The organism is Variovorax sp. Soil_C_39 (genome assembly GCF_057656815.1).
Map to the genome: position 1 here is coordinate 752443 of NZ_JBDGJQ010000001.1, position 16554 is coordinate 768996.

Below are 16554 nucleotides of genomic sequence, written 5' to 3' on the forward strand. Positions count from 1 at the left end.
TGGGCCTTTTTTTCGCTTTGCTTCGATGTCTCTGGCTAGCCCCCTTCGGCAATCGCTTTCACAGGGGTCGGCCGAGTGTGTGGGCCGCTCCCGGGCGCGTCAAATTCGATCGGAACATCGATCGATTCAATAACTAAATGGCTATGGATGGCCGGCGCCGCCCTTGGGCGCCGGCGAAGGCGCTATTCGCCGAGCGCGCCGCTGTGCAGCCGCACCTGCTCGCGCCAGGCCGGCGTCTGCAGGAACACCAGCGCGGCGTCGAGCGCCCGCGAGGGCCGCACGCCCGTCTGGGTCATGAAACCCAGCGGCGTCTTGACCTCGGGCGCCACGAGCGGCAGCGCCTCGAGCTCGCGGTAGCTGCGCACCGCCGCCACCATCGAACCTGGCAGCACGCTGCTGACCGAGCCCGCGAGCACCGCCAGGGCAAGGGTAAGTACCGAGTTGGTCTCGATCGCGGGCGCCAGCGCGACGCCGGCCTCGCGCAGCGCCTGGTCGATGATCGAGCGGTTGTGCATGTCGGGCGTGAGCAGGCACAGCGGCAGCTGGCCGGCCTCGGCCCAGGACACCGGCTGGCCGATGCGCAGCTGGTCCTTGGACGGACGCGCCGCACGCCGCAGCAGGTAATAGTGCTCGACGCTCTGCGGCCAGGCCGTGAGCTTGATGCCGGGCAGGTGCATACGCTCGATGTAGCCGAGCGCGAGGTCGATGGTCAGGCTTTCGAGCCCCGTCTCGAGGTCTTGCGAACTCATCGACAGCACCGCGGGCACGATGCCGGAGTGCAGCTCCTGCAGCATGGCGGCGAAGCGCGACAGCATCGGAATGGCCGTAGGCACCGCGGCCATGCGCAGCTTTCCGCGCGGGTGGCCTTCCTCGCTGCGCAGTTCCTGCTGCAGCACCTCGTTGTCGCGCAGCATGCGCTGGGCGGTGGCCAGCACGCGTTCGCCTTCGTGCGTGAGGCCCACGTACACGCGCGCCCGCTTGACGATGACCACGCCGAACTCGGCCTCCAGCGAGCGCAGCGCGTTCGACAGCGCCGGCTGCGTGATGTGGCAGGCCTGCGCCGCGCGCCCGAAATGCTTGTGCTCGCTGAGCGCGACCAGGTAGCGCATGGACGCGAGGAGGTTCACGCCGCGCCGCCGGTCAGGTGTTCTTGCTGACCGTGATGGTCGGGAACTTGGCCGAGAAATCCTTCGCCTTCTCTGCGATGCCCACGGCAACGCGGCGCGCCACGGCCTTGTAGATGCCGGCCACTTCGCCGTCGGGATCGGCCACCACGGTCGGCTTGCCGCTGTCGGCCTGCAGCCGGATCTGGATGTCGAGCGGCAGCGCGCCCAGGTATTCCATCTGGTACTGCTCGGCCATCTTCTTGCCGCCTTCGGAACCGAAGATGTGCTCGACGTGGCCGCAGTTCGAGCAGATGTGCACCGCCATGTTCTCCACGATGCCCAGGATCGGCACGCCGACCTTCTCGAACATCTTGATGCCCTTCTTCGCGTCGAGCAGCGCGATGTCCTGCGGCGTGGTGACGATCACCGCGCCGGTCATCGGCACGCGCTGCGACAGCGTCAGCTGGATGTCGCCGGTGCCGGGTGGCATGTCGACGATCAGGTAGTCCAGGTCCTTCCAGTTGGTCTGGCGCAACAGCTGCTCCAGCGCCTGGGTGGCCATCGGACCGCGCCAGATCATGGCCTCGTCCTGGTCGACCAGGAAGCCGATCGACATCACCTGCACGCCGTGGTTCTCGAGCGGCTCCATGGTCTTGCCGTCCTCGCTCTCGGGGCGGCCTTCGATGCCCAGCATCATCGGCTGGCTCGGGCCGTAGATGTCGGCGTCGAGCAGCCCGACCGAGGCCCCTTCGGACGCCAGCGCGAGCGCCAGGTTGGCCGCCGTGGTGCTCTTGCCCACGCCGCCCTTGCCCGAGGCCACCGCGATGATGTTCTTGACGTTGGGCATCAGCTGCACGCCGCGCTGCACCGCATGGCTGATGACCTTGGTGACGATGTTGACCGACACGTTCTCCACGCCGGGCAGCGCCTTGGCGGCGGCCACCAGCGCCTTGCGCATTGCCGCGTGCTGGCTCTTGGCCGGATAGCCGAGCTCGAGGTCGAAGGACACGTCCCCCTCGGAAATCTGAACGTTCTTGAGCGACCGGGTTGCCGTGAAGGCCTTGCCGGTGTTCGGGTCCTGAGCGCTCTGCAGGGCGCCCATCAGCGCCTCTTGGGTGATAGCCATTGATCTAACTCCTGAATGGCGGGTAGTCTAGTGGCTTGCTCCGGGAGCGTATGGGCCGGCCCCGTTCGCCTTGGCCCCGCTGGGGACAACGCGGCTGGCGCCGATGCCGCCGCTTCACCCCGCCTCTGAAATCCCGAGCTCCGAACACACGCGCGCGAGCAGCGTCTTGAGCGAAGCCACCTCGCCTCCGAGCCGAGCCACATTGGCCTTGAGCGCAGCCATTTCCCCGAGCGGATCGTCGTGCGCGGCGCGCGGCGCATCGGCCGGCCCCGCGGCCTCCTCGGCAGGCGCACCGCTCAGCAGGTGCGCCCAGCGGCTTTCGCGCGCGCCGGGCAGGCGCGCCAGCTTGACCACGAGCGCCCCGGCCGGGCGTTCGGCCATCTCTTCGAGGAAGCCCTCGACCGAGGAGATGTCGGCGAAGTTGTGCATGCGGTCGCAGGCGATGCGCAGTTCGCCGGCAGTCTGCGGTCCGCGCAGCATCAGCACGGTCAGCAGGGCCACCGACTGCGAGGGAATGCGCAGCACGCGGTCGATGTTGTGCTCGTAGCGGAAACTGCGCCCGCCGCTGGTTTCCGCCACCAGGCTGTAGCCCTTGAGGCTGTCGAGCGCGGCTTGCACCTGTGGTTCGCTCAGCTCGAGCACAGGGTTGCGGCTGGTCTTCTGGTTGCAGCCGGAGATCAGCGAATTGAGCGTCAGCGGATAGCTGTCGGGCACCGTGCGCTGCTTCTCGGCCAGCACGCCGAGCACGCGGGTTTCGAGCAGCGACAGAAGCGGCACGGGTGGCGACGAGGACATGGCGGGAGGTTTCCTTCGTTCTTCGCGTCAGCCGCCGTGGATGCGCGCCACCAGCGCCTTCGTGAAAGCCTCGGTGTTCGCGCTGCCGCCCAGGTCGCCGGTGCGTACCTTGTCGATGTTGAGCGTGTCGTCGATCGCCTGGCGCAGGCGCGTGGCGAGATCGGTGCGCTTGACGTGATCGAGCATCAGCGCGGCGGCCAGCAGCAGCGCGGTGGGGTTGGCGATGCCCTTGCCCGCGATGTCGGGCGCCGAGCCGTGCACGGCCTCGAAGATCGCCGCATCGGCGCCGATGTTCGCGCCGGGCGCCATGCCCAAACCGCCGACCAGCCCCGCCACCAGGTCCGACAGGATGTCGCCGAACAGGTTGGTGGTCACCAGCATGTCGAACTGCCACGGGTTCAGCACCAGCTTCATCGCGCAGGCGTCGACGATGATGGTGTCGAGCTCGAAGCGGCCCTTGTACTTGCGCTCGTAGAGATCGAGCCCGGTCTCCAGGAACAGGCCGGTCAGCACCTTCATGATGTTGGCCTTGTGCACCAGCGTGACCTTCTTGCGGCCGGTGGTGATGGCGGTCTCGAACGCGTATTCGAGCAGGCGCAGGCAGCCCTGGCGCGTGTTGATGCCGGTGGCCATGCCCACGGCATGCGGATCGCCGTCGATGCGCACATAGTGCTCGTGGCCGATGTAGAGGCCCTCGAGGTTCTCGCGCACGACCATCAGGTCGACCTTGTCGAAGCGCCCGCCCGGAATGATGGTGCGCGCGGGGCGCAGGTTGGCATAGAGCTGGAATTCCTCGCGCAGCCGCACGTTCGACGAGCGGTAGCCGCCGCCCGACGGCGTCTCGAGCGGGCCCTTCAGGGCGAGGCGGGTGCGGCGGATGCTGTCGAGCGTGGCCTGGGGCAGCGGATCGCCCGCGGCCTGGACGCCGCCGAGGCCTGCGATCTGGGTGTCCCAGGTGAAAGGCGCCTTCAGCGCGTCGAGTGCGGCGAGCGTGGCATCGACGATTTCGGGGCCGATGCCATCGCCGGGGATCAGGGTTGCGGGAATGGGGGTGGAAGTCATCGGCGCGGTCTCGCTGTGTGTATCGAACCCCCAAGCATACGTCGCGTGCGGGACAGGCCCGGGTGACCCCACGCCACGCGCAGCGTCGGCCCGCTCCGGCGGCGCGTGCCCGGCGGCGGCACCTAAAATGACGGGTTCCTCCCGCCAGCCACTCCCGAAAGCGCCCTCCGATGTCCGCCCCGCGCAAGCTCTTCGTCACCACCGCCCTGCCCTATGCCAACGGCAAGTTCCATATCGGCCACATGATGGAATACATCCAGGCCGACATCTGGGTGCGGAACCAGCGGATGAACGGCGCCGAGGTCAATTTCGTCTGCGCCGACGACGCGCACGGCGCGGCCATCACCATCGCTGCCGACAAGGCCGGCGTGACGCCGCAGGCCTTCGTGGCCGAGATCGCGGCGGGCCGCAAGCCCTACCTCGACGGCTACTACATCTCGTTCGACAACTGGCACTCGACCGACGCGCCCGAGAACCACCAGCTCGCGCAGGACATCTACCGGGACCTGCGCAAGAACGGGCTCATCGCCACCAAGAGCGTCGAGCAGTTCTACGATCCGGCCAAGGGCATGTTCCTGGCCGACCGCTTCATCAAGGGCGAATGCCCGAACTGCCACGCGAAGGACCAGTACGGCGACAACTGCGAGGTCTGCGGTGCGGTCTACGCACCGACCGAGTTGATCGAGCCGTATTCGGCGCTCTCGGGCGTCAAGCCCGAGCTGCGCAGCTCGGAACACTTCTTCTTCAAGCTGTCGGACCCACGCTGCGAGGCCTTCCTGAAGGACTGGACCGCCGCGCCCGGCCACGTGCAATCCGAGGTGCAGAACAAGATTCGCGAGTGGCTCTACAAGGACGACGAGGGCAAGGGCGGCCTGGGCGACTGGGACATCAGCCGCGACGCGCCCTACTTCGGCATCGAGATCCCCGACGCGCCGGGCAAGTACTTCTACGTGTGGCTCGACGCGCCCGTGGGCTACCTGGCCTCGCTCAAGAACCTGCTCGACAAGCGCTGCATCGAACTGGGCGGCGACGGCATCTCCTACACCGAGTACATGGCCGACCCCGACCTTGAGCAGGTGCACTTCATCGGCAAGGACATCATCACCTTCCACACGCTCTTCTGGCCCGCGATGCTGCATTTCAGCGGCCGCAAGGCGCCCGACGCGGTGTACGTGCACGGCCACCTCACGGTGAGCGGCGAGAAGATGAGCAAGAGCCGCGGCACCGGCATCGACCCGCTGCGCTACCTGTCGATCGGCCTCGACCCCGAGTGGCTGCGCTACTACATCGCGGCCAAGCTCAATGGGCGCAACGAGGACATCGACTTCAATCCCGAGGACTTCGTCGCGCGCGTCAACAGCGACCTCGTGGGCAAGTACATCAACATCGCGAGCCGTGCGGCCGGCTTCATCGGCAAGCGCTTCGGCGGCAAGCTCGGCGAGGTGTCGGCCGACGGCGATGCGCTGCTGTTCGCGCTGCGCGACGCGGCACCGCAGCTGCATTCGCTCTACGACGGGCGCGACTACGCCCGCGCGCTGCGCGAGACGATGGCGCTCGCCGACAAAGTGAACGAGTACGTCGACCAGAACAAGCCCTGGGAACTCGCCAAGAAGGAAGGCCAGGAGGGGCGGCTGCACGACGTGTGCACCGTCTGCATCGAGGCCTTCCGCATGCTCACGCTGTATCTGAAGCCGGTACTGCCTGCGCTCGCGACGAAGGTCGAGGCCTTCCTCGGGATTGCCCCGTTGACTTGGGCGGACGCCGCCCAGGCGCTGCCCGTGGGCCATGCCATCGGCGAATACAAGCACCTGATGCAGCGCGCCGACGCCAAGATGGTCGACAAGCTGTTCGACGCGCCCGAGCCGGCAGCAGCAGAGCCGGCCACCGCCGCCGATGCCCAGGCGCTGCCGGGCGGCGAAGCGCTGGCGCCGACCATCACGATCGACGACTTCGCGAAGATCGACCTGCGCATCGCCAAGATCGTGGCCTGCGAGAAGGTCGAGGGCTCGACCAAGCTGCTGCGGCTGACGCTCGACGCGGGCGAAGGAACCGACCCGCAGGGGAGTCCAGTGCTGCGCAACGTGTTCAGCGGCATCGCCTCTGCCTACCAGCCCGAGCAGCTCGTGGGCAAGCTCACGGTGCTGGTCGCCAACCTCGCGCCACGCAAGATGAAGTTCGGCGTCAGCGAGGGCATGGTGCTGGCCGCGAGCCACGCCGACGAGAAAGCCCAGCCCGGCATCCACGTGCTCGAACCCTGGCCCGGCGCGACGCCCGGCATGCGGGTGCGCTGAAGCACGCTGCGCCCATGCTGCCCACCCTCGAGATCGACGGCCACGTCGCCACCCTCGCGCTGCGCCGTCCGCAGGCCGCCAACAAGCTGACGCCCGAAGACCTGCCCGAACTCGTTCGCCATGTGGAGACGGTGAACGGCTCACCCGAGGTGCTGGTGCTGGTCGTCCGCTCCGAAGGCAAGCACTTCTGCAGCGGCTACGACATCTCGGAGGTGGCCGCCAGCAGCCAGACCGAAGGCCGCAGCTTCGGAGAGATGGTCGATGCGCTGGAGAACTGCCGCGCCGTCACTATCGCGGCGGTGCATGGCGGCGTCTATGGCGGCGCCACCGACCTGGTGCTGGCCTGCGACTTCCGCGTGGGCGTGCGCAGCGCCGAGATGTTCATGCCGGCCGCGCGGCTCGGCCTGCACTACTATCAGAGCGGCATGGAGCGCTATGTCTCGCGGCTCGGGCTGGACATGGCCAAGCGGCTCTTCCTGACCGCCGAGAAGCTCGACGGCAGCGCGATGCGTGACTGCGGATTTTTCACGCACCTGGCCGACGACGCCGCGGCACTCGACGTGCAGGTGCAGCAGCTTCGCACCACGCTGGCCGGCATGGCGCCGCTGGCGCTGCTGGGCATGAAGAAGCACCTGAACCGGATCGCGCGCGGCACGGCCGATGCCGCCTCGATCCAGCGCGAGGTGCAGCGCACCGTCGCCTCCGAAGACCTGGTCGAGGGCGGCCGCGCCTGGCGCGAGAAGCGCCCACCGGTCTTCAAGGGGCGCTGAGCGGCCTTTCCTCGCCCGGCTGGCGCCACAGCGGGCCGGCGGTGCAAAATCCGCCGATGCAAAGCCATCGCCCCCGCTTCCGACTTTTCGTTCTCGCGGCGCTCGGCCTCGCAAGCGCCCTGCTGCTGGGCGGTTGCGCGGTGGTCGCCGTGGCCGGCACCGCGGTGAGCGTGGGCGCGGGTGCGGTGGGCCTTGCGGCCGATGCGGCCATCGGCACCGCGCGCATCACGGGCAAGGCGGTGGGCGCAGCCGCCGACGCGGTGATTCCCGACAGCGACTGACCGGTGCTGCGCCCGGCCGGCGTGCCGTCTTCGCGGCACGGGCGGCGGGTCACAATGGGCGCCACATGCAGTCACCGCTGACCCTCACCCGCTTTCGCCCGCGCCTGCTCGACGCCCTGGCGGACTACAACCGCACGCGCTTCTTCAAAGACCTCGGCGCCGGGGCCACCGTGGGCATCGCGGCGCTGCCGCTGGCCATGGCCTTCGCCATCGCCTCCGGGCTGCCGCCAGAGGCCGGCATCTGGACCGCGATCATCGCGGGCTTCCTGATCTCGCTCCTGGGCGGCTCGGCGGTGCAGATCGGCGGGCCGGCCGGCGCCTTCATCGTGATCGTCTACGGCATCGTCGAACGCTATGGCGTGGCGAACCTGCTGATATCGACCGCCTGCGCCGGCGTGCTGCTGTTCGCCGCCGGCCTGTTCGGGCTGGGGCGGCTCGTGCGCTTCGTGCCGCTGTCGATCGTGGTCGGCTTCACCAACGGCATCGCGGTGCTGATCCTGCTGTCGCAGCTCAAGGACCTGCTCGGGCTCTCGGTCGAAAAGATGCCGGCCGACGTGTTCTCGCAGCTGCATGCGATGGCGCTGCAGATCGGCACCTTCAACCCCTATGCCTTCGCGCTCGGTCTGGCTTGCGTGATCGGCTTGCTGGTCTGGCCGCTGCTGCTGCGTGAGGACTCGAAGCTCGGCCAATCGGTGCTCCGCATCGGCGGGCGCGTGGCGCGCACGCGCCTGGTCCAGGCCGGCGCACGACTGCCCGGCCCGATCGTCGCGCTGGTCACCCTGACGCTGGTGGCATGGGGTTTCGGCCTGCCGGTGGAAACCATCGGCAGCCGCTTCGGCGGCATTCCCGAGGGCCTGCCGGCGTTCGCGCTGCCCGATTTTTCGTGGGAAACCGTCAAGCAATTGGTCACGCCGACGCTCACCATCGCGCTGCTCGGCGCCATCGAGTCGCTGCTGTGCGCGCGCGTGGCCGACCAACTCGGCGACCAGCCGCGCCACGATCCGAACCAGGAACTGATGGCGCAGGGCATCGCCAACGTGGTCGCGCCCTTCTTCGGCGGCATGCCGGCCACCGGCACCATCGCACGCACCGTGACCAACATCCGCTCGGGCGGCACTTCGCCGGTCGCGGGCATGGTGCATGCGCTCACGCTGATGGTGGTCGTGCTGCTGGCCGCGCCGCTCGCGCGCCATGTGCCGCTGGCAGTGCTCGCGGGCATCCTGGTGTTCGTGGGCCTCAACATGGGCGAATGGCGCGAGTTCACGCCCGGGCAGTTGCGGCACTTCAGCCGCCACTACCGGCTGCTGATGCTCGGCACCTTCTTTCTCACCGTGGTGTTCGACCTCACGGTGGCGGTGCAGGTGGGCATCGTGCTGGCCTGCGCGCTGTTCATCCGGCGCATGAGTGGGCTGTTCAACGTTGAACTCGTCACGCTGCAGCCGCCGGTGCTGACCTACCGGCTCTACGGCGCGCTGTTCTTCGGCGCGGCAGCCAAGCTCGACGAGGCGGTCAATGCGGCCGAGAGCGCGCCGCGCGGCATGACGGTGGTGATCGACGCCACCTACCTGATCTACCTGGACGCCTCGGGTGTCGATGCGCTGCGCCAGCTGCACCGGGCGGTGCTGGCGCGCGGCGGGCTGCTGCGGCTCGAGTCGCTGCAGCCGCAGCCGCTTGAGGTGATCGTGCGCTCGGGATTTTCCGAAGAGCTGTTGACTGGTCAGCCGCGCGAGCCGGAGGCCGAAGGCCCCGGATCGCTGCACCGGTCCTAGGGCGGCCGAAGCTAGTTCGCCTCGGTGCTCCGGTCCGGCGAGGAGCCGCTGCGCACCACGCGCTGGTCGTCGTTGAGCACCGCGGTGAAGACCAACGGCGAATTGGGCGGCTGCACCCAGCGCCATTCCCATTCGTATTCGCGCCGCAGCGCGTACGGCGTCACCTTGGCGGGCTTGCCGAGCAGCTTGCGCAGGTCTTCCATCGCCATGCCGGGCTGCACCCTGGCAAAGTTCTCGGGCGTGAGCACCTGGCGCAGCGCGCTCATCTTGCCGTCGGCGCCGATGGTGATCATGTAGTTCTTCTGGCCTTGCGGCTGGCGGTTGAATTCGAGCACCCGGCCGCCGGGCGCGTCCCAGACGTTCTCTGGCTCGCCGAACCGGGCGCGCACGTCGGCCTCGGTGGAAACGCCTTCCTCGAGTTCGCTGATGCGCTGCGGATCGCAGCCGGAAAGCCCGACCAACGCAGCCGCCGCCAGTGCCATTGCCGCGCCGATCCGGCGCCCGTGTCCTTGCTTCATGCCATCCCCGGTAAAATTCGCCGCTACAAAGGTCCAGTCTATGTCCATCTTCCGCCGCCCCCACTACACCTCCGAGATCACCAGCTTCATCGAGGAGATGAAAGCCAAGAAGCCGACGCTGGAGGCCGAACAGCGCGCCGGCCGCGCCCTGCTCTGGGACAAGCACCTCGACCGCAGCCTGCTCGAGGAATACAAAGAAGCCAACGTGCCGCAGCAGCCCTACGTCTACCAGACGAGCGGCAAGTGATGGCGCCTTGCGGTATCCGCGGTCCGTTGCGCAGCGCCCGACGCTATTAATTTGATAGCGCGCGCCCGCATGAAGGACAACGAGGACAACGACAAGCCCCTGGCCGGCATGCCCGAGGTGGTCGACCAGGTGGCGCTCGCACGGCTCTACGGCGAGCCGTTGTTCGCGATGCCGAAGGACCTGTACATCCCGCCCGAGGCGCTGCAGGTCTTCCTCGAGGCCTTCGAAGGCCCGCTGGACCTGCTGCTCTACCTCATCCGCAAGCAGAACTTCAACATCCTCGACATCCCGATGGCGGGGCTCACGCGGCAGTACCTGAGCTACGTCGACGAGATCCGCCAGACCAACCTCGAACTCGCGGCCGAGTACCTGCTGATGGCGGCGATGCTGATCGAGATCAAGTCGCGCATGCTGCTGCCGCCCAAGAAGGTGGCCGACGGCGAAGAGGCCGAAGACCCGCGCGCCGAACTCGTGCGCCGCCTGCTCGAGTACGAGCAGACCAAGCTCCAGGCCGCCGCCATCAATGCGCTGCCGACGTACGGCCGCGATTTCTGGAAGGGACAGGTCTACATCGAGCAGTCGCTCAAACCCCGCTTTCCCGATGTGAACGTGGTCGAGCTGCGCGACGCGTGGGCCGACATCATGAAGCGCGCCAAGCTCGTTCAGCACCACAAGATCTCGCGCGAGGAGCTCAGCGTGCGCGAGCACATGAGCATCGTGCTGCGCCACCTGCAGGGGCAGCGCTTCGTCGAGTTCGAGAAGCTGTTCGACGTGACCCGCGGCACGCCGGTGCTGATCGTCACCTTCATCGCGATGCTCGAGCTCGCCAAAGAGACGCTGATCGACATCACGCAGGCCGAGGCCTTCGCTCCGATCTACGTGCGCCTGGCGTATTCGCCGGCCTGAAAAGCCGGTCGCCGCTCTCGGACCGGCCCAGCCATGCGCGACTTCGACGTTCTCATCGTGGGCAGCGGCCTGGCCGGCCTGTCGGCCGCGCTGCACCTGGCGCCCACGCACCGCGTGGCGGTGCTGACCAAGCGGGCGCTCCGCGACGGCGCCAGTGCCTGGGCGCAGGGCGGCATCGCGGCCGTGCAGGCCGAGGGCGACAGCTTCGACGCCCATGTGGAAGACACGCTCGTCGCCGGCGCGGGCCTGTGCGACCCCGCGGCCACCCGCTTCGTGGTCGAGCATGCGCCCGAGGCCATCGGCTGGCTGCGCGCGCTCGGCGTGCCGTTCTCCGAGGAAGACGGCGCCCTGCACCTGACGCGCGAGGGCGGCCACAGCCAGCGCCGCATCGTGCACGCGACCGACGCCACCGGCGCGGCCGTGCAGCAGACGCTGATCGAGCGGGTGCGCCGCACGGCGAACATCACGCTGTTCGAGCACCACATGCTGGTCGACCTGATCACGCAACCGGCGCCCGGGCGCGGCCGGCCGGTCTGCCGGGGCCTCTATGCGCTCGACGACGCCACCGGCGAGGTGCAGGCCTTCGCTGCGCCCCACACCCTCCTTGCGACGGGCGGCGCGGGCAAGGTGTACCTCTACACCACCAATCCCGACACGGCCACGGGCGACGGCATCGCCGCGGCGTGGCGCGCGGGCTGCCGGGTGTCGAACATGGAATTCATCCAGTTCCACCCAACCTGCCTCTACCATCCGCACGCCAAGTCGTTCCTCATCAGCGAGGCCGTGCGCGGCGAAGGCGGCCTGCTGAAGCTGCCCGCATCGGCCGGCGGTGCGCGCTTCATGCCCCGCCACGACGAGCGCGCCGAACTCGCGCCGCGCGACGTGGTGGCGCGCGCCATCGACTTCGAGATGAAGAAGCACGGTCTCGACTGCGTGCACCTCGACATCTCGCACCAGCCCGCCGCCTTTCTCGAGGCGCACTTTCCCAACATCCTCGCGCGCTGCGCAGCGCTCGGCATCGACATCACGCGCGACCCGATTCCCGTGGTGCCGGCGGCGCACTACACCTGCGGCGGCGTGCAGACCGATCTTGCAGGGCGCACCGACGTCGCCGGCCTCTACGCGATCGGCGAGACCGCCTGCACCGGGCTGCACGGCGCGAACCGGCTGGCGAGCAATTCGCTCGTCGAGTGCATGGTGTTCGCCCGCGCCGCGGCCGACGCCATCGCGCGCGCACCGTCCAACAGCCCACGCGTCGAACTGCCCGCCTGGGACGCCAGCCGCGTGACCGATGCCGACGAGGCGGTCGTCATTTCGCACAACTGGGACGAGCTGCGCCGCTTCATGTGGGACTACGTGGGCATCGTGCGCACCGACAAGCGCCTGGAGCGCGCGAGCCACCGCATCGCGCTGCTGCAGTCCGAGATCCAGGAGTTCTACGCGAACTTCCACGTCACGCGCGACCTGCTCGAACTGCGCAACCTGGTGCAGGTGGCCGAGCTGATCGTGCGCTCCGCGCAGGCCCGGCACGAGAGCCGCGGTCTGCATTTCAGCCGCGACCATCCATCGCTGGCCGAGCACGCCGCGCCCACGGTGCTGGTGCCCCCGGCCGACTGATCGACCCACCGTTTTTTTTGTTTTCTTCATCCAAGGATGCCCGGCCACCGACGCCCGCAGGGAGAAACCCAACCATGTCGAACCTCACCATGCCCGCAGACACCTCGCCCGCCTCGCCCTACGGCTCGCTGCCGCCTGCCTCGCCACCCGCCTCCCGCAAGCCCGTGAGCCTGCCGCGCCTCGCCGACATGCATGCGCGCGGCGAGAAGATCGCAATGCTGACGGCCTACGACGCCACCTTCGCCGCCATGGCCGACCGGGCAGGCGTGGACTGCCTGCTGGTCGGCGACTCGCTCGGCATGGTGTGCCAGGGCCTCGCGAGCACGGTGGGCGTGAGCCTGGAGGCGATGCGCTATCACACCGACAGCGTCGCGCGCGGCCTGCGCCGCGTGCAGGGCACGGCCTGGCTGATCGCCGACCTGCCCTTCGGCAGCTATCAGCAGTCGCGCGAGCAGGCGCTCGCGAGCGCGACGGTGCTGATGCAGGCCGGCGCGCACATGGTCAAGCTCGAAGGCGGCGGATGGACCACCGAGACCGTGCGCTTCCTCGTCGAACGCGGCATTCCGGTGTGCGCGCACCTCGGGCTCACGCCGCAGACCGTGCATGCGCTGGGCGGCTACCGCGTGCAGGGCAAGGGCGACGCGGCCGCGACGCTGCTGAAGCAGCAGGCGCATGCGCTGCAGGATGCAGGCGCGGCCATGCTGGTGCTCGAGATGGTGCCGGCCGCGCTCTCGGCCGAACTCACGGCCGAACTGACGCACTGCGCCACCATCGGCATCGGTGCCGGCAAGGCCACCGCCGGACAGGTTCTGGTGCTGCACGACATGCTGGGCATGAACCTCGGGAAGATGCCGAAGTTCGTGCGCAACTTCATGGCCGACGCGCCGGGCATCGCCGATGCGCTCGCGGCCTATGTGCGCGCCGTGAAGGACGGCAGCTTCCCCGACGACCAGCGCCACGCCTGGTAAGCAAGAAAGGACTTTTCCGATGAAGATCGCACGCACCCTCTCCGAACTTCGCGAGCACCTGGCCGCCTTCGAGCGACCCGCCTTCGTTCCCACCATGGGCAACCTGCACGACGGCCACCTGGCGCTCGTGAAGCAGGCGATCCCCCTCGGCGACGTGACGGTGGCGAGCATCTTCGTCAACCGCCTGCAGTTTTTGCCGCACGAGGATTTCGACACCTACCCGCGCACTTGGGAGAGCGACTGCGAGAAGCTGCGCACGGCCGGCTGCAACGTGCTGTTCGCACCCGACGAACGCGCGCTCTACCCCGAGCCCCAGACCTGCAAGGTGCATCCGGACCCGGCGCTCGCCGACATCCTCGAAGGCCATTTCCGCCCCGGCTTCTTCGTGGGCGTGTGCACGGTCGTGATGAAGCTGTTCCAGTGCGTGCAGCCCCGCATGGCGGTGTTCGGCAAGAAGGACTACCAGCAGCTCATGATGATCCGCCACATGGTGCGGCAGTTCGCGATGCCGATCGAGATCGTCGGCAGCGAGACCTTCCGCGCGGCCGATGGCCTGGCGCTGTCGTCGCGCAACGGCTACCTGAGCGAAACCGAGCGCGCTGAAGCGGTGCAGCTGTCGAAGGCGCTCCAAGCCATGGCGGGCGCCGTGCGCGCGGGCGAGCGCGACCTCGCCGCCATCGAGGCGCGCGCAATGCAGACGCTCGCGGCGCGCGGCTGGCAGCCCGACTACATGGCGCTGCGGCGCCGTTCCGACCTGCAGGCACCCGCCGCCGCGGGCGAGCCGCTCGTCGCGCTGGCCGCGGCGCACCTGGGCGCCACGCGGCTGATCGACAACGTCGAGATCGACGCACCCGCCAAGGCATGAGCGGCGCGATGGCACACGCGGGCGAGTTCACGCACCGCTTCCTGCAGCCGATGGACGGACCCGACCAGGCGGCGAACACGCGGTGCCCGAACCGCGGCCCTCGCTCGCGCGCGTTCGCGTGTGGCGCGAGGCGCTCGGCGACTCCTGCACCGTGGACTTCTAGGTTTTGCTCCCTCCCCTTCCGGGGGAGAAGCCATTCAAGCCGCGCCGATGCCGGCGACCAGGCTGCCCGCCGCCTGCCCATCCTTGAGCCCCGCCGTGAACGCCAGCATGCGGTCGATCGGCATCCGCGCGCGCCGGCCGAGCGCCGGGTCGACATGGACCTCGCCCGCGCCGGTCTCGAGCGCGTTTGCAAGTTCGGCCAGCCCGTTCATCGCCATCCACGGGCAATGCGCGCAGCTCTTGCAGGTGCCGCCGTTGCCGGCGGTGGGGGCTTCGATGAAGGTCTTGCCGGGGTTCAGCGTGCGCAGCTTGTGCAGCATGCCGATGTCGGTCGCCACGATGAATTCGGCCGCGTCCATGCGCTGCGCCGCATTCAGGATGGCAGAGGTCGAGCCCACCGCATCGGCCAGCGCGATCACGTCGGCCGGCGATTCGGGGTGCACCAGCACCTTGGCTTTCGGGTGTTCTTTCTTGAGCAGTTCGAGCTCGAGCGCCTTGAACTCGTCGTGCACGATGCAGGCGCCATTCCAGCTCACCATGTCGGCGCCGGTCTGGCGCTGGATGTAGTCCCCCAGGTGGCGATCTGGGCCCCAGAGGATCTTCTGCCCGGCGGCATGCAGCGCGCCGACCACGTCGAGTGCGCAGCTCGAGGTGACGAGCCAGTCGGCACGCGCCTTCACCGCCGCGCTGGTGTTGGCGTAGACCACGACGGTGCGGTCCGGATGCTGGTCGCAGAAGGCGCTGAACGCCTCGACCGGGCAGCCGAGATCGAGCGAGCAGTTCGCGTCGAGGTCGGGCATCAGCACGCGCTTCTCGGGTGAGAGGATCTTCGAGGTCTCGCCCATGAAGCGCACGCCCGAGACCACGAGCGTGGTCGCTGCATGGTCGCGGCCGAAGCGCGCCATCTCGAGCGAATCGCTCACGATGCCGCCGGTCTCCTCGGCCAGGTCCTGCAGGTCGGGATGCACGTAGAAGTGCGACACCATGACCGCATTGCGCTCGTGCAACAGGCGGCGAATGCGCGCCTTGAGCGCCGTGCGCTCGCTGGCCGACGGCTCGGGCGGCACGCGCGCCCAGGCGTGGCGCGTGTCGCACACGGCCGTGCCCGCGCGCGCGGGCTCTTCGTAGTCGACGTCGATGAGCGGGGACGGCATGGGCGGCTCAGCTTTCCTCGAAGCGCATGGAGTAGTCGACGGCCTTCACGTCCTTCGTCAGGGCGCCGATGGAGATCCGGTCGACGCCGGTCTCGGCCAGTGCGCGCAGGCCGTCGAGCGTCACGCCGCCCGAGATCTCGAGCACGGCCTTGCGCGCTTCGCCGGCCGCCTCGTTGATGCGCACGGCCTCGCGCAGCGTGGGCAGGTCCATGTTGTCGAGCAGCACCATGCGCGCGCCGGCGTCGAGCGCCTCGCGCAGCTGGGCCAGCGTCTCGACCTCGACCTCGACGAAGGCGGCGCGCGCCGCGACAGGCGCCACCGCCCGCAGCGCTGCGGCCACGCCGCCGGCCGCGGCAATGTGGTTTTCCTTGATGAGCACCGCGTCGTAGAGGCCGATGCGGTGGTTCAGGCCGCCGCCCGTGCGCACGGCGTACTTCTGGGCCAGGCGCAGGCCCGGCAGGGTCTTGCGCGTGTCGACGATGCGCGCGCGCGTGCCGCGGACCGCGTCGGCGTATTGCGCCGTCTTGGTGGCCACGGCACTCAGCAGCTGCAGGAAGTTGAGCGCGGTGCGCTCCGCGGTCAGCAGCGCGCGCGCGGCGCCTTCGACCTCGAGCACGACCTGGTCGGCCGCACAGCGCTCGCCCTCGCCGCAATGCCACTGGATGCGGGCTTCGGGATCGAGCTGCCGCAGCGTGGCTTCGACCCACGGCGCGCCGCAAACGACGGCCGACTCGCGCGCCAGCACGCGGGCGCGGGCGCGGCGGGCCGGGTCGACCAGCGAGGCGGTCAGGTCGCCGTCGGCCACGTCCTCCTGCAGGGCGCGTGCCGCGTCGGCCTCGGCCAGTGCGCGCACTTCGGGCGCCGAAAAATCAAAGCGAGGGCTCTTGGCAGTCATTGTCTTGTTGTCTCGTTCTCTT

At 68.9% G+C, this 16554-nt stretch carries 16 protein-coding genes; 9 read left to right on the forward strand and 7 right to left on the reverse strand.

Annotation, left to right across the window (positions count from 1 at the left end; all coding sequences use genetic code 11):
• Positions 1 to 182 precede the first annotated feature (182 nt).
• The 4 genes from AC3A6J_RS03580 to AC3A6J_RS03595 all read right to left on the reverse strand — a co-directional run bounded on the left by AC3A6J_RS03580 (position 183) and on the right by AC3A6J_RS03595 (position 4089).
• Positions 183 to 1127, reverse strand: coding sequence for a LysR substrate-binding domain-containing protein (locus AC3A6J_RS03580; protein WP_487858519.1), 945 nt, complete (start codon positions 1125 to 1127; stop codon positions 183 to 185).
• A gap of 13 nt (positions 1128 to 1140) precedes the next feature.
• Positions 1141 to 2232: an iron-sulfur cluster carrier protein ApbC gene (apbC, locus tag AC3A6J_RS03585; protein WP_487858520.1), complete on the reverse strand. Its 1092-nt coding sequence runs from the start codon at positions 2230 to 2232 to the stop codon at positions 1141 to 1143.
• A 114-nt stretch (positions 2233 to 2346) separates the two neighbouring features.
• Positions 2347 to 3027 carry a YceH family protein gene (locus AC3A6J_RS03590; RefSeq protein WP_487858521.1) on the reverse strand — a complete coding sequence of 227 codons (681 nt, stop codon included), beginning with the start codon at positions 3025 to 3027 and terminating at the stop codon, positions 2347 to 2349.
• Positions 3028 to 3054: 27 nt separating this feature from the next.
• Complete coding sequence (locus AC3A6J_RS03595) at positions 3055 to 4089, reverse strand: isocitrate/isopropylmalate dehydrogenase family protein (RefSeq protein ID WP_487858522.1); 1035 nt, start codon at positions 4087 to 4089, stop codon at positions 3055 to 3057.
• 170 nt (positions 4090 to 4259) lie between these two features.
• Here AC3A6J_RS03595 and metG point away from each other — a divergent pair, with 170 nt between their 5' ends.
• The 4 genes from metG (at position 4260) to AC3A6J_RS03615 (ending at position 9200) form a co-directional block, all read left to right on the forward strand.
• Positions 4260 to 6380, forward strand: coding sequence for a methionine--tRNA ligase (metG, locus tag AC3A6J_RS03600; protein WP_487858523.1), 2121 nt, complete (start codon positions 4260 to 4262; stop codon positions 6378 to 6380).
• Positions 6381 to 6394: 14 nt separating this feature from the next.
• The gene (locus AC3A6J_RS03605) at positions 6395 to 7150 is read left to right on the forward strand and encodes an enoyl-CoA hydratase/isomerase family protein (protein WP_487858524.1); all 756 of its coding nucleotides are present in this window, start codon (positions 6395 to 6397) and stop codon (positions 7148 to 7150) included.
• Between the two features lie 56 nt (positions 7151 to 7206).
• Positions 7207 to 7431: a hypothetical protein gene (locus tag AC3A6J_RS03610; protein WP_487858525.1), complete on the forward strand. Its 225-nt coding sequence runs from the start codon at positions 7207 to 7209 to the stop codon at positions 7429 to 7431.
• A gap of 65 nt (positions 7432 to 7496) precedes the next feature.
• The gene (locus tag AC3A6J_RS03615; protein WP_487858526.1) at positions 7497 to 9200 is read left to right on the forward strand and encodes a SulP family inorganic anion transporter; all 1704 of its coding nucleotides are present in this window, start codon (positions 7497 to 7499) and stop codon (positions 9198 to 9200) included.
• Positions 9201 to 9211: 11 nt separating this feature from the next.
• On the opposite strand, the gene AC3A6J_RS03620 is transcribed toward AC3A6J_RS03615, so the two are convergent.
• Positions 9212 to 9718: an outer membrane protein assembly factor BamE gene (locus tag AC3A6J_RS03620; RefSeq protein WP_487858527.1), complete on the reverse strand. Its 507-nt coding sequence runs from the start codon at positions 9716 to 9718 to the stop codon at positions 9212 to 9214.
• 40 nt (positions 9719 to 9758) lie between these two features.
• Between AC3A6J_RS03620 and AC3A6J_RS03625 the strand changes: the two genes are divergently transcribed.
• The 5 genes from AC3A6J_RS03625 (at position 9759) to panC (ending at position 14321) form a co-directional block, all read left to right on the forward strand.
• On the forward strand, positions 9759 to 9965 hold the full coding sequence (locus AC3A6J_RS03625) for a DUF3460 family protein (protein ID WP_487858528.1): 207 nt from the start codon (positions 9759 to 9761) through the stop codon (positions 9963 to 9965).
• Between the two features lie 69 nt (positions 9966 to 10034).
• Entirely contained in the window at positions 10035 to 10871 is an 837-nt protein-coding gene (locus AC3A6J_RS03630; protein ID WP_487858529.1) for a segregation and condensation protein A, read from the forward strand.
• A 33-nt stretch (positions 10872 to 10904) separates the two neighbouring features.
• Positions 10905 to 12488: an L-aspartate oxidase gene (gene nadB, locus AC3A6J_RS03635; RefSeq protein WP_487858530.1), complete on the forward strand. Its 1584-nt coding sequence runs from the start codon at positions 10905 to 10907 to the stop codon at positions 12486 to 12488.
• Between the two features lie 74 nt (positions 12489 to 12562).
• Positions 12563 to 13456, forward strand: a complete 894-nt coding sequence (gene panB / locus AC3A6J_RS03640; protein ID WP_487858531.1) for a 3-methyl-2-oxobutanoate hydroxymethyltransferase — start codon at positions 12563 to 12565, stop codon at positions 13454 to 13456.
• 19 nt (positions 13457 to 13475) lie between these two features.
• Complete coding sequence (gene panC, locus AC3A6J_RS03645; RefSeq protein WP_487858532.1) at positions 13476 to 14321, forward strand: pantoate--beta-alanine ligase; 846 nt, start codon at positions 13476 to 13478, stop codon at positions 14319 to 14321.
• 197 nt (positions 14322 to 14518) lie between these two features.
• Here the strand turns inward: panC and nadA are convergent, their stop codons facing one another.
• Positions 14519 to 15637, reverse strand: coding sequence for a quinolinate synthase NadA (nadA, locus tag AC3A6J_RS03650; protein WP_487858533.1), 1119 nt, complete (start codon positions 15635 to 15637; stop codon positions 14519 to 14521).
• A 7-nt stretch (positions 15638 to 15644) separates the two neighbouring features.
• Positions 15645 to 16532 (reverse strand): carboxylating nicotinate-nucleotide diphosphorylase, encoded by an 888-nt coding sequence (gene nadC, locus AC3A6J_RS03655; protein ID WP_487858534.1) that lies wholly within the window; start codon positions 16530 to 16532, stop codon positions 15645 to 15647.
• Between the last annotated feature and the right edge of the window lie 22 nt (positions 16533 to 16554).

Excerpts from the sequence above, each read along its gene's own strand:
- nadC (WP_487858534.1), bottom strand. The coding sequence starts at position 16,532 with ATGACTGCCAAGAGCCCTCGCTTTGATTTTTCGGCGCCCGAAGTGCGC.
- panC (WP_487858532.1), top strand. The coding sequence starts at position 13,476 with ATGAAGATCGCACGCACCCTCTCCGAACTTCGCGAGCACCTGGCCGCC.
- AC3A6J_RS03615 (WP_487858526.1), top strand. The coding sequence starts at position 7,497 with ATGCAGTCACCGCTGACCCTCACCCGCTTTCGCCCGCGCCTGCTCGAC.
- AC3A6J_RS03625 (WP_487858528.1), top strand. The coding sequence starts at position 9,759 with ATGTCCATCTTCCGCCGCCCCCACTACACCTCCGAGATCACCAGCTTC.
- apbC (WP_487858520.1), bottom strand. The coding sequence starts at position 2,232 with ATGGCTATCACCCAAGAGGCGCTGATGGGCGCCCTGCAGAGCGCTCAG.
- AC3A6J_RS03630 (WP_487858529.1), top strand. The coding sequence starts at position 10,035 with ATGAAGGACAACGAGGACAACGACAAGCCCCTGGCCGGCATGCCCGAG.
- AC3A6J_RS03610 (WP_487858525.1), top strand. The coding sequence starts at position 7,207 with ATGCAAAGCCATCGCCCCCGCTTCCGACTTTTCGTTCTCGCGGCGCTC.
- AC3A6J_RS03605 (WP_487858524.1), top strand. The coding sequence starts at position 6,395 with ATGCTGCCCACCCTCGAGATCGACGGCCACGTCGCCACCCTCGCGCTG.
- AC3A6J_RS03590 (WP_487858521.1), bottom strand. The coding sequence starts at position 3,027 with ATGTCCTCGTCGCCACCCGTGCCGCTTCTGTCGCTGCTCGAAACCCGC.
- AC3A6J_RS03620 (WP_487858527.1), bottom strand. The coding sequence starts at position 9,718 with ATGAAGCAAGGACACGGGCGCCGGATCGGCGCGGCAATGGCACTGGCG.
- metG (WP_487858523.1), top strand. The coding sequence starts at position 4,260 with ATGTCCGCCCCGCGCAAGCTCTTCGTCACCACCGCCCTGCCCTATGCC.
- nadA (WP_487858533.1), bottom strand. The coding sequence starts at position 15,637 with ATGCCGTCCCCGCTCATCGACGTCGACTACGAAGAGCCCGCGCGCGCG.
- AC3A6J_RS03595 (WP_487858522.1), bottom strand. The coding sequence starts at position 4,089 with ATGACTTCCACCCCCATTCCCGCAACCCTGATCCCCGGCGATGGCATC.
- nadB (WP_487858530.1), top strand. The coding sequence starts at position 10,905 with ATGCGCGACTTCGACGTTCTCATCGTGGGCAGCGGCCTGGCCGGCCTG.
- panB (WP_487858531.1), top strand. The coding sequence starts at position 12,563 with ATGTCGAACCTCACCATGCCCGCAGACACCTCGCCCGCCTCGCCCTAC.